We start from the raw sequence: 23,324 nt of genomic DNA, 5'->3' as shown, positions 1-23,324 counted from the left end.
TGGCGGTGCTTTCCGCACGCAACCGCATGAGGCGGTCAACGGAGTTTGACGCCGCGGTGAAGTACGGGATGCGCTCGGCGCAGCCCGACGTCGTCGTGCATGTCCGGCGGGCTCCCGAGAACGGCACCGGTCCCCGCGTGGGCTTGATCATCGGCAAACCGGTCGGATCGGCCGTCGAGCGTCATCGGGTTGCGCGGCGGCTGCGGCACGCCGCCCGGACCATGGTGGGCGACCTTCACCAATCCGATCACGTGGTGATCCGGGCGCTGCCGAGCAGCCGGCTGGCGTCGTCGGCGCGGCTGGAGCAGCAACTGCGCCGCTGCCTGCGACGTGCGTTCGAGTCGGCGGGAACCGACCGATGACGGCTCCGGCGAGGGCGCGTGCCGTGATCGGGGGAGCGGGGCGGGCCAGCGCGCGCGGGTTGATTTTCTTGATCCAGCTGTACCGGCACATGGTGTCGCCGCTCCGTCCGGCGACGTGCCGCTTCGTACCGACCTGTAGTCAGTACGCCGTCGACGCCCTCACCGAATACGGGTTGATTCGGGGGAGCTGGTTGTCCGCGACCCGGCTGGCCCGATGCGGACCGTGGCATCGGGGAGGATGGGATCCGATACCGGATCGACACGAATGCCGGGCGAGCTTCGAAGGCGCCGGCCCCAGACAAGCGGGGCGCCCCGCGCCGCAGCAACGGGAGAGTGAGTCTTTTGTCGTTTGATTGGTTCAGCCTCGACGTCTTCTACTACCCGGTGTCGTGGATCATGTGGGCTTGGTACAAGTTGTTCGCGGCCGCGCTGGGACCGTCGAACTTCTTCGCCTGGGCACTGTCGGTGATGTTCCTTGTTTTCACCCTGCGGGCGATCCTGTACAAGCCGTTCGTGCGCCAGATCCGCACCACCCGGCAGATGCAGGAGCTGCAGCCGCAGATCAAGGCGCTGCAAAAGAAGTACGGCAAGGACCGCCAGCGCATGGCGCTCGAGATGCAGAAGCTGCAACGCGAGCACGGCTTCAATCCGATCCTGGGCTGTCTGCCGATGCTCGCTCAGATCCCGGTGTTCCTCGGGCTGTATCACGTGCTGCGGTCCTTCAACCGGACGACCGGCGGCTTCGGCCAACCGCACATGTCGGTGGCCCAAAACCGGGCGACCGGCAACTACGTCTTCACCCCGGCCGACGTCGGGCACTTCCTCGACGCGAACCTGTTCGGCGCCCCGATCGGCGCTTTCATGACCCAGCACGCCGGGTTGGACGCCTTCACGCACTTCAGCCGACCCGCGGTGATCGCCGTCGGTGCGCCCGTGATGATCCTGGCCGGCGTCGCGACCTACTTCAACAGCCGGGCGTCGGTGGCCCGGCAAAGCGCGGAGGCGGCGGCCAATCCGCAGACCGCGATGATGAACAAGCTTGCGCTATATGTGTTTCCGCTCGGCGTCGTGGTCGGCGGCCCGTTCCTTCCGCTGGCGATCATCCTGTACTGGTTCTCCAACAACATCTGGACGTTCGGCCAGCAGCACTACGTGTTCGGGATGATCGAGAAAGAGGAAGAGGCCAAGCGGCAGGAGGCCGTTCAGCGGCGAGCCGCGAACGCGCCCGCACCGGGGGCCAAGCCGAAGCGCAATCCGAAGACGACGTCGGCGAGCGGCAATGGTTCGTCGTCGGGGGTCGACGACGGGAGCGACGGTTTGGACTCGGATTCCGATCAATCGGATAACGGCGCCGCCGGGGCTAAAGCGGCAACGGCGCAACCGGACAAACCGAACACGGCGGGCCGCACCGACGGTCCGACCAACCGCACCCCGCGGCCCGGGGCGCGGCCGAAGAAACGGAAGCGCTGACGAGGCGCCACAGCTTTTAGGGGGTCCCCGGGCGAGTGACCCGACTGCAGAGGGACCCGTGATGAGGGAGAGGGAACGACATGACAGACGCCGACACCACCGAGCGCGATGTGGACACGGAACTCGATGCGCAGGAGACGTCCGCCGACGAGGCGGCGGAGGATCGCGGATCCGACCACGGCGACGACCAGGAGGAGCGGTTGGTCGCCGAGGGCGAGATCGCCGGCGACTATCTCGAAGAGCTGTTGGACCTGTTGGACTTCGACGGTGACATCGACCTGGACGTCGAGGGCGACCGCGCAGTTGTGAGCATCGACGGCAGCGACGACCTGAACAAGTTGGTCGGCCGCGGCGGCGAGGTTCTCGACGCCCTGCAGGAACTCACCCGGCTGGCGGTGCACCAGAAGACCGGTGTGCGTAGCCGGCTGATGCTTGACGTCGCGAGCTGGCGGCGGCGGCGCCGCGAGGAGTTGGCCGCGCTGGGCGACAAGGTGGCGCGGCGCGTGCTGAACACCGGCGAACACGAGGAGCTTTCCCCGATGACGCCGTTCGAGCGCAAGATCGTCCACGACGCCGTGGCGGCGGTGCCTGGGGTGCACAGCGAGAGCGAGGGCCAGGAGCCGTCGCGCCGGGTCGTTGTCCTGCTCGACTGACGAGTCACAGCCGTGTAATTCACGGATGCTCCCGGCGGGCCGCAGAGGATCGAGGATGTTTCACGTGAAACAAGACCGCGAGACGTTTCACGTGAAACATGCCCGCGACGCCACGGGCGCCGAGGCCGCCGGGTCAATGAGCGATGCCGCGGCCGCCGTCTTCGGGAACCGGATGGATCTGGCGCAGCGCTACGCCGAGCTGCTCGCCGGCCCGGCCGTGGAGCGCGGCCTCTTGGGACCCCGGGAGGTCGGCCGGCTCTGGGACCGCCACCTATTAAATAGTGCGGCGATCGGAGAGCTTCTCGATCCGGGCGAACGAGTCATCGACATCGGCAGCGGGGCCGGCCTGCCGGGGATACCGCTGGCGATCGCACGGCCGGATCTCGAGGTCGTCCTGCTCGAGCCGATGCTGCGCCGCAGCGAGTTTCTCATCGAGGCCGTTGCCGAACTAGGGTTGGCGGTCGAGGTGGTGCGTGGCCGTGCGGAGGACCCTTGGGTGCGCGAACGATTCGGCGCCCGGGACGCCGCGGTGTCGCGGGCGGTTGCGGCGCTGGACAAGTTGGCGAAGTGGAGCATGCCGTTGCTACGGCAGGACGGGCGGATGGTCGCGATCAAAGGGGAGCGCGCTCCCGAGGAAGTGGAAGCGCACCGGCGTGTGATGGCCGGATCGGGTGCCGTTGATGTCAGGGTGGTGACATGTGGCGTGAACTACTTGTGTCCGCCCGCAACCGTGGTCTTAGCGCGACGAGGAAGGCCTTCGCGCCAGAAGCCGGCACGGTCGACAGACAGGGGGGCACGGTGAGTTCTCCACCCGATTGGTCCGGCGGACCCCCGCCGTCACCGCCCGTCGCGCAGGCGCAGCCCGAGGCGCCGGCCACAGCGGCGGACGCCGCACCCGCCGATGTTTCACGTGAAACATCGACCGAATACGACACTCCCATCGGCGCCGCGGCCGAGCGCGCCATGCGGGTGCTCCACACGACCTACGCGCCGCTGCGCCGCCCGACCCATCGACGGGTGTTCACCGTCGCCAATCAAAAGGGCGGTGTCGGCAAGACGACCACCGCCGTCAACCTAGCCGCCGCCCTGGCCGTGCAAGGCCTGAAGACCCTCGTCATCGATCTCGACCCTCAGGGCAACGCGAGCACCGCGCTGGGCATCCACGACCGGCAGGCGGGCACCCCGTCCTCGTACGAGGTGCTCATCGGCGAGGTCTCATTGCGCGACGCGTTACGGCCGAGCCCGCACAGCCCGCGGCTGTTCTGTGTGCCGGCGACGATCGACCTGGCCGGCGCCGAGATCGAATTGGTGAGCATGGTCGCGCGCGAGAACCGGCTCCGGACCGCGTTGGCCGAACTCGACCAGTTCGACTTCGACTACGTCTTCATCGACTGCCCGCCCTCGCTCGGCCTGCTGACGATCAATGCGCTCGTGGCGGCACCCGAGGTGATGATCCCGATCCAGTGCGAGTACTACGCGCTGGAGGGCGTGTCACAGCTGATGCGCAACATCGAGATGGTCAAGGCCCACCTCAATCCCCGGCTCGAAGTGACCACCGTGATCCTCACGATGTACGACGGGCGGACCAAGCTGGCCGACCAGGTGGCCGACGAGGTCCGCCGGTTCTTCGGAGACAAGGTGTTGCGCACCGTGATTCCGCGCAGCGTCAAGGTTTCCGAGGCGCCCGGCTACAGCATGACGATCATCGACTACGACCCCGGTTCGCGCGGGGCGATGAGCTACCTCGACGCGAGCCGCGAACTCGCCGAGCGCGACTGACCACCATCCGTGAAGGGACGACCATGACGCAGCCGTTACGCAAGAAGGGCGGCCTCGGCCGGGGCCTGGCTTCGCTGATCCCCACCGGCCCGGCGGAGGGCGACTCGGGGCCGGCGACGCTGGGTCCCCGGATGGGGGATGCGGCGGCCGACGTGCTGATCGGCGGGCCGGCGCAGGACGCCGCCTCGGTGGGCGCGGTCTATCGCGAGATCGCCCCGGGCGACATCGAGCGCAACCCGCGCCAGCCCCGGCAGGTGTTCGACGAGGAGGCACTGTCGGAGCTGGTCCACTCCATCCGCGAGTTCGGGCTCCTGCAGCCCATCGTGGTCCGCGCGGTGACCGGGGCGCCGGGCGGCGCGCGGTACCAGATCGTGATGGGGGAGCGGCGCTGGCGCGCCGCGCAGGAGGCGGGGCTGGCCACCATCCCCGCGATCGTCCGCGAGACCGGCGACGACAACCTGCTGCGCGACGCCCTGCTGGAGAACATCCACCGGGTACAGCTGAACCCCTTGGAGGAGGCGGCTGCATACCAGCAGCTGCTCGACGAGTTCGACGTCACCCACGACGAACTGGCCTCGCGCATCGGCCGGTCGCGGCCGCTGATCACCAACATGATCCGATTGCTGAAGCTCCCGATCGCGGTGCAGCGGCGGGTCGCCGCGGGGGTCCTGTCCGCGGGCCACGCCCGCGCGCTGCTGGCCCTCGAGGCCGGCCCGGAGGCCCAGGAGGAGCTCGCCAGTCGGATCGTCGCCGAGGGCCTGTCGGTTCGGGCAACCGAGGAAGCGGTCACCCTGGCCAACCGCGGCGACGCCGCCGCCCCGGCACCGCAGCGCCGCAAGCCGATTCAGATGCCCGGCCTGCAGGACGTTGCTGAGCGGCTGTCCAACACCTTCGACACCCGGGTGACGGTCAGCCTCGGCAAACGCAAGGGGCGGATCGTCGTCGAGTTCGGCTCGGTCGAGGACCTCCAGCGGATCGTGGACGTGATGACCCCTCCCAAGGCATGACCGTCCACACGGTGTAATTACGTCACTGTGACACTGGGCCGCTCCCGAGCCCGAAATCGCCGGCCTCGCGTGCCCCAATTCTGCGGAGTTGCTATGTGCCTCAAGGTGTTTCGTCCGTTACCGGGCCGGCGGCCCGATGCCGAGGCCGTCATTCCGGGCCGGCGCAAGTGGCGGGGCAAACACTGGTCCGACGAGGTCAAACTCTCCTATCCTGGAGAGGTTGCCGGTGGCCCACAATTGCGTGGCTCCAAGACCGCACGGAAGCCAGGAGGCTAGTGTCCGCTCGAATCACGCCCCTTCGGCTCGAGGCTTTCGAGCAGCTTCCCAAGCATGCGCGCCGCTGCGTGTTCTGGGAGGTCGACCCCGCGACCCTCGGTAACCAGGACCACCTCGCCGACCCCGAATTCGAAAAGGAAGCGTGGTTGTCGATGGTGATGCTGGAGTGGGGTTCGTGCGGGCAGGTCGCCACCGCGATTCCCGACGACGAGCGCAGCCACGCCGAGCCGCCGTGCCTGGGATACGTCCTCTACGCCCCGCCCCGCGCGGTGCCGCGGGCGCAACGGTTTCCCACCGCGCCGGTGTCCGCCGACGCGGTGCTGCTGACATCGATGAACATCGAGCCCGGGCAAGCCGCCGACGATCTGCCGCACGGGCTCATCGCCCGGGTCGTCGACGAGATGGTCAGACGCGGGGTCCGCGCGCTGGAAGCCTTCGGTCGCACGCCGGCCGCGTCCGAGCTGCAGGACCCGCAGATGGTGGACCCCGATGTCCGGCCGGTGCTGGAGGCGCTCGGCGACTGCTCGGTGGAGCACTGCATCATCGACGCGGAGTTCTTGAAGGACGTGGGATTCGTCGTGGTGGCGCCGCACCGGTATTTCCCGCGGCTGCGGCTGGAGCTGGACAAGGGGCTCGGCTGGAAGGCCGAAGTCGAGGCGGCGCTGGAACGCCTGCTGGCCAACGCCCAACTGGAAGAACCCGTGGGGGCGGGTTCTTCTGCTGCGGGAAATACGTTGCAGATCAACGAGAGCGGTTAGGAACCGCCCAGCCTCGATGCCCGTTCCACCGACAATTCGTGGGCCAGCAGTTCGGCGAAGGTGAAGGTGCCGGTGGGGCGGTCATTCTTGCCGAGCAGATACAGCCGCTTCACCGCGGCGAGAATGCCCTCGGCGATGGCGTCGCGGGTCTGCGCGGAGATCAACATTTCGCGGTCGCGCGGGTTGGTGATGTAGCCGACGTCGACCTGAACGGTGGGCATCCGGGTCAGCCGCAGCAGATCCCACGTCCGGCCGTGTGTGCGGCAATCCCGTAAACCGGTGCGGGCCACCACTTCTCGCTGAATGAAGTCGGCGAGATTGCGTCCGATCGTGGAGACCGAACCGTGCGAATTGCCGAAGTGAAAGGAGGCGACGCCGTTGGCCGACGGGCTGGTCTGCGATTCGCAGCGCAGGCTGATCATGAGGTCGGCACCGACGTTGTTGGCGGTAGCGGCGCGCTCGGCGTCCGACGGGCTGCGGTTGGTCGGCCGCGACAGAAAGGTCTCCATGCCGATCGCGGTCATCCGGCCCTCGAGCCGACTGGCCAAGTCCCACAGCACATCTGCCTCACTGACAGGTCCGGCCGGTCCCTGCATAAGGGCGCCGTGGTCCGTGCCGCCACGGCCCGGATCGATGATGATGCGTTTGCCCGACAGCTTGGGTCCGGAGCGGCGGACCAGTTCTTCCTCGCGGATGGCGTGCGGGGAGCCGCCGCTGACCCGTGAGCTGAGAAAGTACAAGGAGCGCAAGGTTTCCGGGCCGCAGATGCCGTCGGCGGCGAGTCCGTATTCGCGCTGATAGGACATCAAAGCGTTGTGGGTCTGCAGGCCGAAGTGCCCGTCGACCAGGCCGGTGTAGAAACCGAGGTCCTGGAGCCGCGCCTGCAGGGTCGCGACGTCGTCCCCGTAAAGCGGTGCACCGAATTGGTGGTACAGCGTGCGCGCGCCCAGCCGGTACGAGGCCTCCTTCAGCGCGCGGTAGGTGGCTTCGCCGACGATGCCGTCCACCAGGAGTCCGCGATTCTGCTGGAAGGCGCGTACCGCCTGATCAAGCTGGGCATCGAAGACCTCCACGGCGACGTGCCGGCCGGTGGTCAGGTCTTCCTCGGGATTGTCCAGCAGCCCTAGCGCAGCCAGCGCCGCCCGGATTTCGGTCACGGCAGCGCTGCGGTCACCACAGCGCAGCGCGTCGCCGTATTCACGGCGCGGACTCGACATACCAAAGGCCCTCCGGGACAAATTGACAGGCTGAATGCGGGCAACGGCTAAGCGCTATTGTCGCAGATGCTTCTCAATTTTCGGAAAACCCCAGGCTAAGCGCCGGGCGTGGTGCGACGAACTGGTTGGCCGTCAGGCGAGGTTGGGAACCGCCTCGGAAAGCTCGCGCAGCAACGCCGCCTTGCCCTTGGCGCCGACGATCCGCTTCACCGGTTGGCCGTCCTTGAACAGGATCATGGTGGGGATCGAAACCACCTGAAAGTCCCGGGCCGTCTCCGGGTTGGCGTCCACGTCGAGCTTGGCGACGGTGAGCTGGTCGCCGCGCTCGCTCGCGATCTCCTCCAGAACCGGAGCGACCATCTTGCACGGCCCGCACCACGTGGCCCAAAAGTCCACCAGCACAGGCTTATTGCTCGACAATACCTCCGAGGAGAAGGATGCGTCGGAGACTTCTATTGTGGCGCCGGCCTTTTCGGCATCGGTCATCGTTGTGCTCCAATCAGTGTGTCGGTACCCTCAGCGTTTCCGGTGGCAGACTCGTCTTCTTGCTCGGCCAGCCAACGCTCGGCGTCGATGGCCGCGGCGCAGCCGCTGCCCGCGGCGGTGATCGCCTGCCGGTAGGTGCGGTCCACCAGGTCGCCGGCCGCGAACACGCCCTCCAGCGAGGTGCTGGTGGTGCGCCCTTGCACAAGGACGTAGCCGTCGGGATCGACGTCGACGAGATCGCGGACCAGCCCCGAGCGCGGCTCGTGGCCGATCGCCACGAAAACGCCGGTGACCGCGAGGGTGGATTCTTCGCCAGTTACGGTGTCGCGCAACCGCAGTCCGGTCACCGTGGTGTCGCCCTCGACCGCGGACACGGCGGCGTTGGTGATGAACTTGATCTTGTCGTTGTTGCGGGCGCGGTCGAGCATGATCTTGGACGCCCGGAATTCCTCGCGCCGGTGCACCAGCGTGACGCTGCTGGCGAAGCGGGTCAGGAAGATGGCTTCTTCCATCGCCGAGTCGCCGCCGCCGATCACGGCGATGTCTTGGTCGCGGAAGAAGAAGCCATCACAGGTGGCGCAGGAGCTCACCCCGCGTCCCAGCAACTCCTGCTCGCCGGGCACCTGCAGGTAGCGAGCGGCCGCGCCCATGGCCAAGATGACGGCGCGGGCCCGGTGGGTTTCCCCGTCGGCGGTGACGACCGACTTGACGGGCCCGTCCAGCGATACCGATTCGATGTCTTCCATCCGCAGGTCCGCGCCGAACCGCAGCGCCTGCTCACGCATCTCGTCCATCAACTCCGGGCCGGTGATTCCGTTGCGGAAGCCCGGGTAGTTCTCCACCTCGGTGGTCGTCATCAACGCGCCACCGAACGCGGTGCCTTCGAAAACCAGGGGGGCCAGCTGCGCGCGGGCGGTGTAGAGCGCGGCGGTGTACCCGGCGGGACCCGAGCCGATGACGATGACGTCGTGGACGGTGTCGTGCGTGGTGGTGTCGGCAGTCATTCGGGCCTTTCAGGTGCGGAAGCTACGTCTACGAACGCCAGCGTAGGCGCGGGTGTTCCCGGGTTGTTCGGCACCACATTAAGTGTGACGGCGACGACCCGCTTCGCCCGGCTACGCCGCGCTTGTGATCGCCGCTAAGGGCGGGGGACCTGCGTGTTGGCCAGCAACCCGGTATCGGCGGCACTGCAATTCAGCGCCACCGCGAAGACAGCCAGGTTGTCGGGCGTGTCGCCGGGCAATACCAGCAGCACGCCGGGGCGGGCGTTGATGTCGACCGGTCGCGCGCCCAGCACTTGCGTGGACGCCGGGTAGCCGAGGCCGCTGAGGCAGGACGCGCGCCGGGCGGGGTCGCCGAGCGGGCCGTAGTTCGGGCCGCGGTGGAGCAGGCCGAGGATTTCGGCCTGTGACAGTGGGATCGTCATCGGCGGCGTCGACACCGTGATGTGTTGGGCGGTGGCCGGGGTGCTCGGGGCGGGCTCCGGCGCACGGATCAGCGCTACCGTGCCGACCCCGACCGCCGCCAGCACCGCGCCCACGCCGGCCACGCCGGCGACCATCTTGGCCGGCCCCAGGTGCGGCCGCGCCCAATGTGCAGCGGCGGTTTGATCGGCCGAGCGCAACGCCGCCGAGATCCGGGCGGTGACCTCGGGGGGCACGTCCGGCGCGGACGCGGGATCGGCACCCAACGCCGCGACGTCGCGGCGCACCTGGTTGAGGGCCCGCAGGACGTTCTCCGCTTCCGGGTCGTCGCGGACCCGTTTGCGCAGGCGGGCCGCGGAATCGTCGTCGAGCAGACCGGCCTGCAGGTCGGCCAGGAGGTCGACCGTCAGGGGCGGCTCGGCGGCTTCGTCGTCGGTTTCACCCATCCGCCCCAGTGTCCGTCATGCGCAGCCAGCCTGACCGGCGGGGCGCTCGGGAGTGGCGCGGACGTTGAGGTAGCCGAGCAGTTCGGCGAGGCGGACCCGGGCGCGGGAGCACCGGCTCTTGACGGTGCCCTCGGCGACGCCCAGCAGCGCGGCGGTGTCGGCGACCGAGTAGCCCGCCATGTCGACGGCCACCACCGCGGCCCGCTGCTCGACGGGAAGGCGCATCAGGGCCCGCTGCACCACGATGGCCGTCTCCACCTGTGCGGTGCGATCGGCGACGGGATAGACGTCCTCGAGCGGGGCTGTCGGGTGGGCCTTGGTGCGGCGCAGCCGGTCCAGGCACGCGTTGACCACGATGCGGTGCAGCCAGCTGCCGACCGCGGCGTCGTGGCGGAACGATCCCGCGCCGCGGTGCGCCGAGAGCATCGCGTCCTGCAGCGCGTCCTCGGCGTCCTCGCGGGTGCGGGTGGTCAGCCGGGCCAGCCGGTGCAGCTGGCGTTGGTGACGGTGGAACAACTCGTCGAAGGCGTAGCGGTCGCCGGCGACATGGGCTGCCAGCAGTTCGGCGTCACTGCGTTCGCCCTGGCTGTTCCCCCCGAGACCCACGGCCGGACACTAACCAATCGGTGGTCGCGCGGCACTTCACCAACGCGGGGGGCTGTGAGCGTGCTCAGGATGCGGCCTGAACCGTCACTTCCGAGAAGCTGGCCTGGCTCTTGCCGTTGGTGGTTCCCAGCGTGGAGATCCACACCAGCACGTTCGACGTCGCCGAGCCGCCCCGGACGGGGATTACGTTGTGCCCGGGCTTGAGCGTGAACGCCGGAGCCAGCACGGTGGTGTCCTCGAGGCGGGACGGCGCCGCCGTCGACGCCGAGCGAATCTCCACCTTGGTGCCGCTGCTCGGCGTGTCGATGGTGACCTGACCGATCACGGTGGGGTTGGGCAGCTGCAACATCAGGCCTTCGCCCTGCTTGAACGAGGGGAACGGGACGGCGTCGGTGTAGACCTCGGTGGACCAGGCGGTCGAGGGGTCGCCGTCGATCGCCTGCCCGGCCTGGCCGGCATTGTCGGCGTCCCCGTCGGGGGAGTAGACCGTCGCCTTGGTGGGTTTGACGAGGCTGCCGGCGGCCGCGGAGCTGGGAGCCGACGACGTCGACGACGAGGGGCCGTTGAGCCCGAGCTCGTCCCTGTTGAGCCCGCCGCCGACGTTGCCGAAGATCTTGCTGACCACCGACGCCAACACCAGCAGGGCCACCACGATGACGGCGACGGCGGCGCCGACACCGATCAGCACGTTGCGGCGCCTGCGCGCGAAGGTCGCGTACTCGCGACCGGTGGACAACCGGGTGGTGGGAGGCAACGCCGGCGAATCATCGATGGGGCCGAGCACCTCGGTGCGATCGGCCACCGCCGTCGCCTGCTGCAGCAAGTTCAAAAGTGTTGAGGCGCTGCGTATTCCGCCGTCTTCCTGAACCGCCCGCACCGCGACCGCGGAAACCTGGAAGGGGATGTCGCGGTCGACGACCATGGGTTCGACGGGGTTACCCGTGGAGTCACGCTCGGCCGGCGCCAGCCCGCTGCGCACCCCGGATTCCGGCAGCGGCCACCGGTTGACCAGCAGCGCATAGAGGGCGGCCCCGATTCCTCGGATGTCCTGTTGCGGGTTGCCGTCGGGCATGGTCGCGGGGTAGGCCAGCACGACGTCGCCCTCGATGCTGACCCGCACCCGGCTGGGGTGGTCGATCGACAGGGCGACCCCGGCGCGGTGCGCGGCGTCGGCGGCGGCGGCCAGCGACTGCATCGCGCGGACGGCGCCGATGGGCGACGGCGCGGTGTCGGCCACCTCCTGCAACGAACCGCCGCGGATCCACTCCGAGACGACCAGGCCGCCGGAGCCGGTGTGGACCACGTCGAGCACGCGGGCGATGCCGGGCTTGTCGATGCGGCTGAGCCGCAGGGTCCGGGACAGGATGTCCTGCAGCACCTCGTGCGGCAGGGCGCCGTCGGGATCGACGAAGGTCAGCGCCACCTGCCGGTCGAGCTTGGTGTCCAGCGCCTGCCAGAACTGCAGCGGGGGTGCGCCGCCGTGGAAGACCAGCAGCCGGTACCGGCCCGCGGCGATGCGGGCGCCCGGAACGAGGTGGACGTCATCGGCGGGTCCGCCGGCGGTCTCGACCGACAGGTCGCCGTTGAGCCGGTCCGACGGGCGCGGCGCCGGCCGTTCGGGCGCCGGGCCGGGCGGAATGTCGGGCTTGAAGTCCTCGGCGCCTGACCCCAAGCCGGATCCAGCGCTCGATGCGCTTTCCACTGGGCGGTCGGTCACCTCCGGTCCTTTCGTTCGGGCGCTGGCTACCCGCTCCGGAGGCCTGCGCCGGATCGGCTCCTGGACCGCACTTACCCCCGGCGGGGACGAATTCCTCTGCTCAGGGTACGTGACGTGCCCCGGCCGAGACGATGCCTGTGGCCCAGCCGGTTTGCGCGAAGCTACCGGGATACCCGGGCCGCGGCGCGAAAAGCGGCGCCTGAGCGCGTCGGTCGCCGCCTGCGCTTCGGGCACCCGCGCGCTGACCATGACCGCGGTCATGATCGGCAACATGATGACCGCCAGCACCAACAACCGCAGCAGCGAACCCGCGCCGCCGTGCGCCGTCAGCCTGGCGAGCCCGAGCAGCCGGTCGGCCACGTGGGCGACGAGGCCGGCCAGCATCGACGCGACGAGCGTCACCAGGATGGTCCGCAGCGCGCCGACGCCGATCAGGTGGCCGCCCCTGGGCAGCAGCGCTCGTCGTAGCAGGTAGTAGCCGACGACGGCGCCGGCCAGGAATCCGACGCCGTTGGCCAGGCCGAGGAATCCGGCCACCAACTTGGGGTCGTGGGTGAGGTGGGGCGCCAGCACCGAGCCGGCGATCTTGACGGCGGTGATGACGAGGATGAGGACGATCGGCGTCCAGGGTTGCTCGCGCGCGTAGAAGACGCGCAGCTGCAGCAGCACCAGCCCGTAGGGGATCAGCGTGAACGCCGACAACGCGATCGCGGCGCCCAGATAGCCGGCGTCGACCTCGCCGAAATGCCCGTAGGCGAACAGCGCGCTGCCGATCGCCGGGCCGCCGACGGTCATGAACGCCACGATCGGGATCAGCGTGACCAGCGTCAGCCGGGTCGCCAGCGACAGGTCGGCGAGCACGGCCCCGGTGTCGTCGGCGGCGGCGTTGCGGCTCAGCCGCGGCATCACCACGGTCAGCACGGTCACGCCGATCATGCCGTAGGGCAGCTGCAGCACCAGCCAGGTGTAGTTGTAGATCGCGGGACCGGATGCGGCCGCGGTGCTGGCGATCTGGTTGCCGACCACCAGGCCGAGCTGGCTGATCACCACGTAGAGCACCATCGCGCCGGCCATCGCCCCGAACCGCTTGAGGCGCTCGTCGATGCCCCACAGCGGGCGCAGGCTCACCCGCTGGCGTTTCAGCGCCACCAGCAGCACGCCGGTCTGCGCGAACACCCCGAGCGTGGTGCCGATGCCGAGCACCAGCAGCTTGGCGTTGCCCATCCGGACGGGGTCGACGGAGAGCTCGCCGGGCACCGCCAGGTACACCGCGAGGGTCGCCAGCGCGACCAGGTTGTTGACGACGGGAGCCCACGCCGTCGGCCCAAACACGTTGCGGGTGTTCAGGATCGCCATGAACACCGACGTCAGCCCGTAGGCGAGCACCTGCGGCAGCAGCAGGTAGGCGAAGGCGGTGGTCAGCGGCTCGTTGACTTGCGGGGCGCGGCCCAGCATCAGCCGCACCAGCAGGGGCGCGGCCACGACCGACAGCGCCGTGGCCACCACCAGCAGCCCCGTCGTCAGCGTGACCAGGCGCCGCACGAACGCCGCCCCGCCGTCGGCGTCGCCTTGCTCGGCGCGGGCCAGCACCGGCACGAATATCGCGGTGAACGTCGCCTCCAGCACCAGCGCCGCGACAAGGTTCGGCAGCTGGTTGGCCACCGAGAAGGCACTGGACAGCGCCGCACCCAGGATGGCGGCCAACACGACGATGCGCGCGAAGCCGGTGAGGCGGCTGATCAGCGTCGCGAACGCCATCGCCCACGACCGCGAGACCAGCGCGGCGTCGGACAGCTCGGGTCGGCGACGAGCGAGCTCCGGCACCGGCGGCAGGGGACCGGTCGGCGGCCCTGGGCGGGCGTGGCGTGGCGCCGCCGGCAGGCGCTGTGGTGGCGGCTGCGGGTGCGTTCGCCGGGAGGCGGGGTTCATACTCTCGGTTTGGGCTCGACCCGATCGTCGATCTCGTCGTGCAGGTCGGCGGATGTCGGGTGCGGGGGGTCGGGACGGTCCAGGTCGGCGCGGTCGGGCTGGCCGCGGAACCGGTGCCACAGCCGGCGACCGGCCAGCAGCACCAGCACCGCCGCCGCGCTGAGCGTGATCGCGAACAGCACCTTGCCGTAGGCGTTGGAATGCACCGATAGCCGCACCGGCTCGCCGAGCCGCATGCCATCGGGGGTCCGCAGCGTCACGTCGACCGCGACGCGCTGGGTGAATTTCACCTCGATCGGCACCCGCAGCGGCAGGTAACCCGGCGGCAATTCGATCTGGCCGACGTCGGTGACCGTCATCCCCGGTGGGGCGTCGACCTGCAGCCGCACCCGGATGGGAACGGCGAGGCCGTTGTGCAGCGCCAGCGGCAGGGGGCTGTGCTCGGTGGCCAGGGTGTAGGAGCCGCCCGGGTTGACGATCGTGACCGCGCCGAACAAGTCGTTGATCGTCTTGCCGACCACCACCAGGCGCAGCTGGGCCAGCCCGTTGCGGGTGTCCGGGGGTTCGGATTGGCTCAGCGCGCGCAGCATGTCCTCGCGCAGCGGCGCGGTGTACTGGACGCCGGTCAGGCCGGTGCGCTCGTCGGTGCTCAGCGCGGAGGTCAGGCCCCACAGCCGGCCGACCTGGGCGGCGATGTTGGCGGTGACGTCGTCGCCGAACCGGCCGCGCGCGGGGCCGTCGTTCGCCACCTGCTGCGGCGGCTCGGTGCGGGCGGCGGCCTCGGCGACGACGCCGGGCAGCGGCCGCGGCACCGCCAGACCGGACCGGATGCTGGTGGCCAGCGCGGTCAGGATGACCTGCGCGTCGTCGGCCTGCAGGTTCCAGGTCGCCGGCGGCACCAACAGCTGGGTGCGCGGGGCGGCGTCGCGCTGCAACGCGTGCCAGAAGATCGAGCCCAGCGCGTCCTGGCGTCGGGCGGTGTTCGAGTCGTGCGAGAGCCGGACCGTCAGCGACGGGTCCAGGTAGGTGGGGGCGATGGGGTTGTTGCCCGCGCCGGCCAGCGCGGCCCCGACGGCCGGGTCGAACGGCGCGACCACCACCTGGGGAGACAGCCGCCTGGGCGCGGTGTCGACGCCGGCGTTGTCGTTGGTCGAGTCCTGGGCGGACAAGTCGCCGGCGGCGATCGCGACGGTGCTGTCGTTGGCGCTGAGTAGGTTGACGGTCCGGCCGGTCAACGGGCCGTCGGGCAGCAGCGTGGCCCCGCGGGTGGACTGCACGTCCAGGATGCGGTCGACGATGCCGCCGACGCCGTTGGTGGCGGCGGCGCTCAGCCCGGGGTCGTTGACCCGTTGCAGGGCGTCGAGGTCGGCCTGGGCGTAGGGGAGCGGCGCCACGCAGGTGCGGTGGGAAAGGGCGCGCAGCCGGTTCAGCCATTCGGTCGCGGCGGCCTGGCCGGTGCCCGGATGCGTTGGGGTGCCGGGCATTTGGGCGGGCCCGTCGGGCGAGTTGGACACCACGTAGCCGGCTGTCATCGCGTTGACGGTGACCAGCAGATCGGGGTCGACGGCCAGGCACAGCGCGTGGCCGACGGCGCCGTCCGGATCGACGTCGTGGCTGGTGGCGACCTCGGCGGCGGACAGCAGAACGTCGAGGCGCCCGCCCGTGGCCAGTGAAGTGGCCAGGTCGTCGTCGACCAACCGGACCGGAATGGTGCCTCCGGGTACGCCGGGGGACAGCCGCGGCCGGTCGGCCAGCGGCCAGAGCATGGTGATCCACACCGGCTTGGAGGTGTCGGGTGCGACGGCGGAATTAAGGTCATCGGCTTGATCCGGCGGCACGCCGACCACGGGCAGCAGGAACCGGGCGTTATCGAGGCGGGCCGGGGCGCCGTAGTCGGGGGTCCCGTTGACGTTGACCAGGACGGGGAAGATCCCGGGCTTGTCCATCCCCAGGGACGGCTTGGCCACCGAGCGCAGCGGGGCCGACAGGGTGAAGCTCGCCTGCTGGCCGCGCTGCAGTTCGGGGGCCACCGTGAGGAAGTCCGCGGCCGGCTGGTACTGGTCGGTGCTGCCGTCCAGGGAGGTCCGCAACGCCGCGGAGTCGTTGACCCCCGGCGCGTGCTCGAGCCGGACCATGACGTCGCGGACCGGGCGGTCACCGATGTTGCTCACCGTTCCGGTGACGGTGACGACCGGTGGACTTGTCGTGGTGACCACGTCGGGGGTCACCTGGTCGATGCGGACCCGCACGAACGGCGTCTCCCCCGGCTCGCCCGCGGAAGCGCGCGGCGCGGGGCCGGCGAGCACCGCAAAACCGGCCACGATGCCAACCACTACGGCGAGGCGCACGAAGCCGGCCCAACAGAGTCGGGGAGCCGTCACGGCCCCGGCCCGTGACCGTTCTTCCGACCCGCCACGGGCTTGTCGGAATGCCGGGTCCGTGAATGCGTCTGTGGGCGCCGCCGTGGCGAGCTCGGCGGCAGCGGCGGAAGCGCGGCCGGGCCGTGGTTCTGCAGCTTGTCGATCAGCTCGTCGGCGACCTGGGCCAGGCGGCGCTCGTCGGCGTAGGCCAACCGGGACGGCAGCTCGCCGATCGGCACCCACGCCACCTCGGCGACTTCGAGGTCCTCGTCGGACAGCTCGCCGCCGGAGAAGCGCATCAAATAGTGGTGCACGGTCTTGTGCACCCGGCGGCCGTCGGTGACGAACCAGTAGTCGATGCGTCCCAGCGCGGCGAGCACGCTGCCGCGGATACCCGTTTCCTCGGCGACCTCACGAATCGCGGTTTGCTCCGCGGTCTCGCCCATCTCTATATGTCCCTTGGGCAGCGACCACAGCATCCGTCCGCGCCGATCGACGCGTCCGATCAGCGCCGCGACCTGCTCGTCGCGCGGCCCGTCGATGCCGTCGATGACCAGCCCGCCGGCGGATGTTTCGTGCACCGTCCGCAGCCGATCGGGGACGCGGCCGGATGGCCGGGACCGCCGGGGTTTGGGGGGCGACGAGTCGCCGTTGGTCTGGGGATCTTTGGGGGTTTCGGCCGCGGCAGCCGCGCCACGACGCCGGCGCCGCCCCCGGCGTCGACGTGGTCTGGCTTGTTCGGCGTCCGACACCCAAGCGATAGTAGCTGGCGGGGGTCCTTCTTCCCGAGATACTCGCCGCTGGTTGCCGTGCGGCGGCGCGGGGTCAGTGTCAGCCACGTCACCCGACTACGCTGATCGAACGTGCCTGACGCCGACGCCGCCCTGTTGACCGCCGCCGCGGTCGCGCTGAATAGGCACGCCTCCATCCTCGGTGAGTTGGGCGCGCTCTTCGACGGCGCGGGCCACGAGCTGTACCTGGTCGGCGGTTCGGTGCGGGACGCGTTGCTGGGCAGGCTCAGTCCCGACTTGGATTTCACCACCGACGCCCGCCCCGAGCAGGTCCAGGAATTGGTGGGGCGCTGGGCCGACGCGGTGTGGGAGACCGGGATCCGGTTCGGCACCGTCGGTGTCGGCAAGGGCGACCATCGCCTGGAGATCACCACGTTCCGCGCCGACGCCTACGACAAGGTGACGCGTCATCCCGAGGTGCGTTTCGGCGATCGCCTCGAGGACGATCTGGTGCGCCGCGATTTCACCGCCAACGCGATGGCGGTGCGGGTGACGCCGACCGGGCCGGGCGAATTCCTCGACCCGCTGGGCGGTTTGGCGGCGCTGCGCGAGCGAGTGCTGGACACCCCGGCCGCACCCTGGGTGTCGTTTAACGACGACCCGTTGCGGATGCTGCGCGCGGCGCGGTTCGTCTCGCAGCTCGGTTTCACCGTCGCGCCGCGGGTGCGGGAGGCGATCGACGAGATGGCCCCGCAGCTGGCGCGGATCAGCGCCGAGCGGGTGGCCGCCGAGCTGGACAAGATGCTGCTCGGCGACGACCCGGTGGCCGGCATCGACCTGCTGGTGGAGACCGGGATGGGTGAGGTGGTGCTGCCCGAGGTCGGCGGCATGCGGATGGCCATCGACGAGCATCACCAGCACAAGGACGTCTACCAGCATTCGCTGACCGTGCTGCGCCAGGCCATCGCGCTGGAAGACGACGGACCGGATCTGGTGCTGCGCTGGGCGGCGCTGCTGCATGACATCGGCAAGCCGGCCACCCGGCGGCACGAGGAAAACGGCGGGGTGAGTTTTCACCACCACGAGGTGGTGGGCGCCAAGATGGCCCGAAAGCGGTTGCGGGCGTTGAAGTACTCCAAGCAGATGGTCGATGACGTCTCGCAGCTGGTGTTTCTGCATCTGCGGTTCCACGGCTACGGCGAGGGCAAGTGGACCGATTCGGCGGTGCGCCGCTACGTCACCGACGCGGGGCCGCTGCTGCCGCGCCTGCACAAGCTGGTTCGCGCCGACTGCACGACCCGCAACAAGCGCCGAGCCGCCCGCCTGCAGGCCAGCTACGACCGGCTGGAGGAGCGGATCGCCGAGCTGGCGGCCCAGGAGGATTTGGCGCGGGTGCGCCCCGATTTGGACGGCAACGCGATCATGGAGCTGCTCGGGATCCCGGCCGGCCCGCAAGTCGGCGAGGCGTGGCGGTATCTGAAGGAGTTGCGGCTCGAGCGCGGGCCGCTGACGACCCAGGAGGCCACCGCCGAGCTGTTGTCCTGGTGGCAATCGCGCGGGAACGCGTAGGGGCGGCCCAGCGTCCGAGAAGGCATGGACTACTGCCTGGGCAATGACGATGGCGCAGCTGCCATTTGGAACGGCCAACCCAATCTCGACCTGGACGGTGACGGCCGGCTCGATGCGATCGGGTTGGATCTCGACCGCGAACCCAAACAGTGGAATCGCGGGTTACAGCGGACGAAAGGATTTCGCCAAACTTCGCTGCGGTGATCGTCCCGATCGCGTACTCGAACGAGCTGGTTTACAACCACCGACCGTGCCGCGAGCCGTTGATGGTCGGTCGGTACCAAACAAGAAGAACTGCCCGCAATTTTCGCTTCCCGACCGCAGGTCAGAGACTTAACATACGAGCGTGGCAAACGATGAAGACAAGCACCAGGAAGTGTCGGCTCTTCCACTGTCCGAAGATCTCGAAACACAAGACCAACAGGGCGGCCGGTCGCTTAGGATCATCCACTTATCCGATCTTCATTTCGGCCCGCGACATCAATTTGGCGGTGTTACGACGCCCCAGGGTGACGTTTTCAGACAAGGTGGTTACCCGACGCTGGCGGATCTGGTATGCAGCGATGTGCCTCCGCTCGAAGAAAAAGGGCGGCAGATCGTATGCGTAACAGGCGATTTGACCGAGACGGCCAACCGTGAGCAGTTCCGAGAAGCTAAAGAATGCTGCAATGCGCTTGAAGAATCTCTTGGCCCGTTGGCTCTCGTACCGGGCAATCACGATGTTGACTGGACGCAAGCGGCTGTCGATCCGAGGATAGAACCGTGGCAGGATTTCCTTGGCCGTCTTCGCCCAGGTTTTGATGACTGGCAAGCCCAAAGCCGCGACGCTCGGGTACGGACCGATCTGATTGATAAATACGGCGTAGTAGTTGTCGAAATAAATTCTTCTGCATATGTCCAGCAGGGGACCGCAAATGCTCAGCGTGGTGTAATAACGCCGGATGCTTTAAGAGCGTTGAAAACGCAACTCGATGCGCTCGAGGCCGACAACAGGACCGCATCGTGCATAAAGATCGCTTTAGTGCACCATCACCCGATTCTGATCCCTGAACTCGCAGAGCCCAGCAGGGGATATGAGGCTATACTTAATTCAGCGCTTTTACTTGGGGTTCTAGGTCGTCACGGATTTCATTTGCTCCTGCACGGGCACAAACACGTCCCGTTCACGTTTACAGAAGACTCACGATCGGCGCAGCAATTGAAGGTGGATGACTATCCGCTTTTCGTTGTGTGCGGCGGCTCCGCAGGAACTCAAGAACTTTTTCAATCTTGCCCGATCAATACTTACAACATTATCGACATTAAATGGCTGCCCGGAGCAAAGCAGTACCGATGCCGCGTCGAGACCCGTGTGCTCGTACAGAGGGAAGACGGGGAGGACCTTATTCCGGGGCTGTGGCACTGGAAAGAACTCTCCCACGACGATCGATCCTTCAGGCCTGCGAATCCATACACTAGCGATCTGCCCGACTGGCGAAAATTCGACAAAAAAATCGACAATGACTCAAAGCGAAAACAGCAGTACCTCGATAATCGCGGGACCTTCCCTACCGTCTCTGTCCAACCATCGCTAACTCCAGGTCAAGCTCATCAAGCAACCGTCGAGCTTCGATACCATCCTCGCGTAGACGGCATCCCACCTGTTGGCGTTAAATCTGTTCGCTGGTCCGCAGGCGAAAAGCACGCAGTTTTCGAGCTGCAGGACGATGACACGCAGAGGTTTCGCGCAGCTTTCGACTATTACGGGTCGATGCTCATTCAAGCGTCGGTTACTTGGGAAGACGATCACACGGCGGACATGTTCATTTACGCACAACTCGAAGAGATCGAGAAGTGACCCGGCTCGTAGTTGCCCACCTCGTAGTTGTCGGGCCCTATTTAGATTCTTCATATTACGATAACGCTGGTCAATACGACCTCGTTTTCCGGCGTGGCAATATAGACCCTCTCGTAGGCGAGCTGTATCATGTCGCCAATAACTTCGCCCGGAGTTTCGGAGTCGAAGTCTCTTTCCCTTTGGCACCGCCGGAGCGCGAGCCTCGCGCTCTGTGGGTTGACGCAATTCACCGCCTCGCCAGCGCCGATGCGGTATTTGTAATATTCGATGGGAAGAGCCAAGCAATACCCTTGGAGGCCGCCTTAGCTCGACAAATGGATCTTCCATTGCTGGTCGCAGCTATAGATATAAAGTCAGCCGGAATGCTCGAAGGGGCTACTTTCCCGGTGATCGACGCTCAGTCGGGGCGGTACGCGGTCGAAGAAGCGATCCGGACGTTGTTGGGCCAAGTCACCGCGAGTCACGCGCCAGGCGAGAAGATTGCCATCCCCGACACCCAGTACGACAGTGACTTCTGGCGCGATGTCGACGACGAGGGGGTCGGGGGTCATGGCCGCGGCCACGGCCAGCAACGCTCTCTTGACGACGACGCACACAGGGGTCTCGACGACGAGGATTTCAATTTCTAGGCGGCGACAGAGCCGTAGGCGCGGCCGGAATCGGGCCAAATCGACCTGGACACCCCTACAGGATCGGGCAGACGCATAACCATCCGGGTCGTGGTGAGCGCGGGCGGGGGCACCCCAGTGGGGGTGGGCACGACGCAGCGCGCCTACGACGGCGGACAAGCGATTGCGTGCAAGTCATGCAGTACAACCGGATGCGGAACGTCTACCGATTCCTGGACCCCAGCTTCGATAACCCACCTCCTGGCCGATCCCCGAAGCACGCAAGGGTGCGGGGTCAGGACTTGGGTTCCTCGGTGGTGGTCGACCGCGCAGAGCTAGGCGGGTTCGCCCGTCCGATCGATGACCATCACGGCCAGCGTTTCGGGATCGGCGGGGCTTTTCTTGTCGAGCCGCCGGTACCAGAGTCTGATGTCGGGCGATCCGGTCACTTTGTGCACGAAGTACGCCCGCCCGCCACCCCCGCGCCGGTGTCCCCGTAGATCAGATTCTGGCCGGAAGTCGGGATTGCTCATTCGAGCGACTTCGGCCTGAACTAGCGACTGCTCCGTCGCGTTGAGCGTCGCCATTCTGATCACCGCGTCGTCTACCAGGATCACGTTGCGGCGGTTAGGTCCACTCACGGATAGTTGTCCTCCGCTTCAGGCGAGGGGGCGGGATCTGGGTGATCGCGGGCCTTAGCCAACAGGTCTCTGAGCTCCTGCAGGAGCTCCGGCAGCTTGTCTGCCTCAACCACCTCGCCCCGCTCGAGTTGCTGCTCGGCGCGGTTCGCGGCCTCGATCGGTATTGCGAGCCCCCCCTTGGTGATTCCGACTGGCCCGCTGACCCTCGACCAGAAGCCGGCGAGAATGAGGAGTGCGGCACCCACCAAAACTATGACCACATCGATTTCCCAGGCAAGACGGTTGCCGAAGAGGAACACGGCAGCTAGTACCAGAATTCCTGCCGCGCCTAGGAAGATCTGATTCCACGGTTGGGAGCCCTGGCCACTCGCCATCCAGCGAGCGTATACAGACTGAACCGGGGACGGCTACGGTGTGGGCCATCCCGACCGGCAGTCAAGACTGTGCATGGTCGCAGAACAATGGCCACCACCACCGCCCTCGCCGTACCGGCACCTCTCGGACGGGCATTTCCCATGGCGCGAGAGGTCGGTCGATCACTGGCCGAATCGTCTCAGGACGGATTCGATTCTCGTCGTGATCGCGCTCGTAGATGTCGGCGCCAAAAGTGTCGTGCGTTCTAAGCATGTCGACCAAGGTGGCGACGAGTACGCCGAGGCGCCGCACCTCGGCTTCGGCGGCAGTGAGCCTTTCCACGAATGTCACTGACCGAGGTCCGCACCATCCTCGGAGAAGCTTATGGACCGGGCGGTGATGTTTGCGGTACCACTCGTATTCCCATTCGGGCGTAGAGGTCGTCATCCCCGAACCGTCGATGGCGTCGTACTCCCTACCCCGTTTGCAGTGCTCCCGCGATTGGGCTTCTTCTGCCATGACTCGTTCAAGGATTGGGATTGGGATTGGGATTGGGATTGCAGTGCACACGTATTGAGCGATCAACAGGGTCCCGGCGGCGGACAATTCCACCACACCGTCGTGCTCGAACCACTCGGCGCGGTCCAATAGGTCCCCCGTCGGGCCGCGCATGAGCTGCTCTAGTGCTTCCTGATCCCGTACCGTCGCTCCGTTACGAACGGACGAGTCGTAGTACTTAGCAACGGATTCCGGAACCAATAAGTCGAATACGTCGCCGACCGCCGATTCCTCGGTCTCGCCGATTTCGCTGGCGCTGAGCCGCCGCCAATTGGCTATCCATTCGTCGAAGCGCTCGACGGTGCTCCATCGACCGTGCAATCTGGTTCCCGGGACGTTTTCGTGTAGGCCGGCTCGCTCGCCGTCGAGAAATTTGATGTCCGCGCGAATGGTCTGCTTCCGGGTTTCGATTCCCAAGATCTTGACGCGCTCAGACGGAGAGTATCCCTTCAAGCGGTAGATCCACTCGTCACCAAGGTCCACTGTGGAATCGTGCCTATGGGATGCATCGGCCGCATCTCGAGACGGCGGAATGA

The 23,324-nt window shown here is 67.6% G+C and carries 22 protein-coding genes and 2 pseudogenes; 12 read left to right on the top strand and 12 right to left on the bottom strand.

The annotated features are described in order from the left end of the window. Nucleotides 1-5: 5 nt before the first annotated feature. The 8 genes from rnpA to AC5Y2S_RS04260 all read left to right on the top strand — a co-directional run bounded on the left by rnpA (nucleotide 6) and on the right by AC5Y2S_RS04260 (nucleotide 6,305). Nucleotides 6-362, top strand: a complete 357-nt coding sequence (gene rnpA, locus AC5Y2S_RS04295; RefSeq protein WP_499905443.1) for a ribonuclease P protein component — start codon at nucleotides 6-8, stop codon at nucleotides 360-362. Then, nucleotides 359-715: a membrane protein insertion efficiency factor YidD gene (gene yidD, locus AC5Y2S_RS04290; RefSeq protein WP_499954007.1), complete on the top strand. Its 357-nt coding sequence runs from the start codon at nucleotides 359-361 to the stop codon at nucleotides 713-715. The genes rnpA and yidD overlap by 4 nt, the downstream gene beginning before the upstream one ends. Continuing rightward, the gene (gene yidC / locus AC5Y2S_RS04285; protein WP_499954005.1) at nucleotides 696-1,832 is read left to right on the top strand and encodes a membrane protein insertase YidC; all 1,137 of its coding nucleotides are present in this window, start codon (nucleotides 696-698) and stop codon (nucleotides 1,830-1,832) included. The genes yidD and yidC overlap by 20 nt, the downstream gene beginning before the upstream one ends. A gap of 80 nt (nucleotides 1,833-1,912) precedes the next feature. Next, nucleotides 1,913-2,485 (top strand): Jag family protein, encoded by a 573-nt coding sequence (locus AC5Y2S_RS04280; RefSeq protein ID WP_499954003.1) that lies wholly within the window; start codon nucleotides 1,913-1,915, stop codon nucleotides 2,483-2,485. Between the two features lie 55 nt (nucleotides 2,486-2,540). Then, nucleotides 2,541-3,287: a 16S rRNA (guanine(527)-N(7))-methyltransferase RsmG gene (gene rsmG, locus AC5Y2S_RS04275; RefSeq protein WP_499954001.1), complete on the top strand. Its 747-nt coding sequence runs from the start codon at nucleotides 2,541-2,543 to the stop codon at nucleotides 3,285-3,287. Continuing rightward, entirely contained in the window at nucleotides 3,284-4,264 is a 981-nt protein-coding gene (locus AC5Y2S_RS04270; RefSeq protein ID WP_499953999.1) for a ParA family protein, read from the top strand. The genes rsmG and AC5Y2S_RS04270 overlap by 4 nt, the downstream gene beginning before the upstream one ends. A 23-nt stretch (nucleotides 4,265-4,287) precedes the next feature. Continuing rightward, the gene (locus tag AC5Y2S_RS04265; RefSeq protein WP_499953998.1) at nucleotides 4,288-5,271 is read left to right on the top strand and encodes a ParB/RepB/Spo0J family partition protein; all 984 of its coding nucleotides are present in this window, start codon (nucleotides 4,288-4,290) and stop codon (nucleotides 5,269-5,271) included. A gap of 275 nt (nucleotides 5,272-5,546) precedes the next feature. After that, complete coding sequence (locus tag AC5Y2S_RS04260) at nucleotides 5,547-6,305, top strand: acetyltransferase (RefSeq protein ID WP_499953996.1); 759 nt, start codon at nucleotides 5,547-5,549, stop codon at nucleotides 6,303-6,305. Here the strand turns inward: AC5Y2S_RS04260 and AC5Y2S_RS04255 are convergent. From AC5Y2S_RS04255 to AC5Y2S_RS04220, 8 genes are all read right to left on the bottom strand, one after another. Further along, nucleotides 6,302-7,522 (bottom strand): N-acetylmuramoyl-L-alanine amidase, encoded by a 1,221-nt coding sequence (locus AC5Y2S_RS04255; RefSeq protein WP_499953994.1) that lies wholly within the window; start codon nucleotides 7,520-7,522, stop codon nucleotides 6,302-6,304. The two genes, AC5Y2S_RS04260 and AC5Y2S_RS04255, sit on opposite strands and share 4 nt — an antisense overlap. Before the next feature lie 132 nt (nucleotides 7,523-7,654). After that, nucleotides 7,655-8,008 (bottom strand): thioredoxin, encoded by a 354-nt coding sequence (gene trxA, locus AC5Y2S_RS04250; RefSeq protein ID WP_499953992.1) that lies wholly within the window; start codon nucleotides 8,006-8,008, stop codon nucleotides 7,655-7,657. Next, a complete protein-coding gene (trxB, locus tag AC5Y2S_RS04245) occupies nucleotides 8,005-9,012 on the bottom strand; it encodes a thioredoxin-disulfide reductase (RefSeq protein WP_499953990.1) in 1,008 nt (335 codons plus the stop codon). Before trxB ends, trxA begins: the two co-directional genes overlap by 4 nt. A gap of 134 nt (nucleotides 9,013-9,146) precedes the next feature. Beyond that, nucleotides 9,147-9,878 carry an RsmA family anti-sigma factor gene (locus tag AC5Y2S_RS04240; RefSeq protein WP_499953988.1) on the bottom strand — a complete coding sequence of 244 codons (732 nt, stop codon included), beginning with the start codon at nucleotides 9,876-9,878 and terminating at the stop codon, nucleotides 9,147-9,149. Nucleotides 9,879-9,893: 15 nt separating this feature from the next. After that, nucleotides 9,894-10,484: an RNA polymerase sigma factor SigM gene (gene sigM, locus AC5Y2S_RS04235; RefSeq protein WP_499953987.1), complete on the bottom strand. Its 591-nt coding sequence runs from the start codon at nucleotides 10,482-10,484 to the stop codon at nucleotides 9,894-9,896. Nucleotides 10,485-10,548: 64 nt separating this feature from the next. Next, a complete protein-coding gene (locus AC5Y2S_RS04230) occupies nucleotides 10,549-14,130 on the bottom strand; it encodes a murein biosynthesis integral membrane protein MurJ (RefSeq protein WP_499953985.1) in 3,582 nt (1,193 codons plus the stop codon). Further along, complete coding sequence (locus AC5Y2S_RS04225; RefSeq protein WP_499953983.1) at nucleotides 14,127-16,511, bottom strand: hypothetical protein; 2,385 nt, start codon at nucleotides 16,509-16,511, stop codon at nucleotides 14,127-14,129. The genes AC5Y2S_RS04230 and AC5Y2S_RS04225 overlap by 4 nt, the downstream gene beginning before the upstream one ends. Further along, nucleotides 16,508-17,242 carry an NUDIX hydrolase gene (locus tag AC5Y2S_RS04220; RefSeq protein WP_499905421.1) on the bottom strand — a complete coding sequence of 245 codons (735 nt, stop codon included), beginning with the start codon at nucleotides 17,240-17,242 and terminating at the stop codon, nucleotides 16,508-16,510. Before AC5Y2S_RS04220 ends, AC5Y2S_RS04225 begins: the two co-directional genes overlap by 4 nt. A 111-nt stretch (nucleotides 17,243-17,353) precedes the next feature. Between AC5Y2S_RS04220 and AC5Y2S_RS04215 the strand changes: the two genes are divergently transcribed. The 3 genes and pseudogenes from AC5Y2S_RS04215 (at nucleotide 17,354) to AC5Y2S_RS04205 (ending at nucleotide 20,627) form a co-directional block, all read left to right on the top strand. Beyond that, the gene (locus AC5Y2S_RS04215; protein WP_499953981.1) at nucleotides 17,354-18,790 is read left to right on the top strand and encodes a CCA tRNA nucleotidyltransferase; all 1,437 of its coding nucleotides are present in this window, start codon (nucleotides 17,354-17,356) and stop codon (nucleotides 18,788-18,790) included. Nucleotides 18,791-18,814: 24 nt separating this feature from the next. Beyond that, nucleotides 18,815-18,925: pseudogene (locus AC5Y2S_RS04210) on the top strand (pullulanase); the annotation flags it as partial. Nucleotides 18,926-19,136: 211 nt separating this feature from the next. Further along, nucleotides 19,137-20,627 carry a metallophosphoesterase family protein gene (locus tag AC5Y2S_RS04205; RefSeq protein ID WP_499953979.1) on the top strand — a complete coding sequence of 497 codons (1,491 nt, stop codon included), beginning with the start codon at nucleotides 19,137-19,139 and terminating at the stop codon, nucleotides 20,625-20,627. Nucleotides 20,628-20,677: 50 nt separating this feature from the next. Here AC5Y2S_RS04205 and AC5Y2S_RS04200 read toward each other — a convergent pair whose 3' ends face one another. After that, on the bottom strand, nucleotides 20,678-20,908 hold the full coding sequence (locus AC5Y2S_RS04200; RefSeq protein WP_499953977.1) for a hypothetical protein: 231 nt from the start codon (nucleotides 20,906-20,908) through the stop codon (nucleotides 20,678-20,680). Nucleotides 20,909-21,094: 186 nt separating this feature from the next. Here AC5Y2S_RS04200 and AC5Y2S_RS04195 point away from each other — a divergent pair. After that, nucleotides 21,095-21,178 (top strand): annotated as a pseudogene (locus AC5Y2S_RS04195) (Rv0250c family protein); the annotation flags it as partial. Between the two features lie 392 nt (nucleotides 21,179-21,570). On the opposite strand, the gene AC5Y2S_RS04190 reads toward AC5Y2S_RS04195, so the two are convergent. The 3 genes from AC5Y2S_RS04190 to AC5Y2S_RS04180 all read right to left on the bottom strand — a co-directional run bounded on the left by AC5Y2S_RS04190 (nucleotide 21,571) and on the right by AC5Y2S_RS04180 (nucleotide 23,271). Beyond that, entirely contained in the window at nucleotides 21,571-21,876 is a 306-nt protein-coding gene (locus tag AC5Y2S_RS04190) for a hypothetical protein (RefSeq protein ID WP_499953975.1), read from the bottom strand. After that, entirely contained in the window at nucleotides 21,873-22,250 is a 378-nt protein-coding gene (locus AC5Y2S_RS04185) for a hypothetical protein (RefSeq protein ID WP_499953973.1), read from the bottom strand. Before AC5Y2S_RS04185 ends, AC5Y2S_RS04190 begins: the two co-directional genes overlap by 4 nt. 61 nt (nucleotides 22,251-22,311) lie before the next feature. Beyond that, nucleotides 22,312-23,271, bottom strand: a complete 960-nt coding sequence (locus AC5Y2S_RS04180) for a hypothetical protein (protein ID WP_499953971.1) — start codon at nucleotides 23,269-23,271, stop codon at nucleotides 22,312-22,314. Nucleotides 23,272-23,324 lie beyond the last annotated feature (53 nt).

The organism is Mycobacterium sp. NGS69 (genome assembly GCF_059812165.1).
This window is presented reverse-complemented; position numbering and strand designations above follow the sequence as displayed.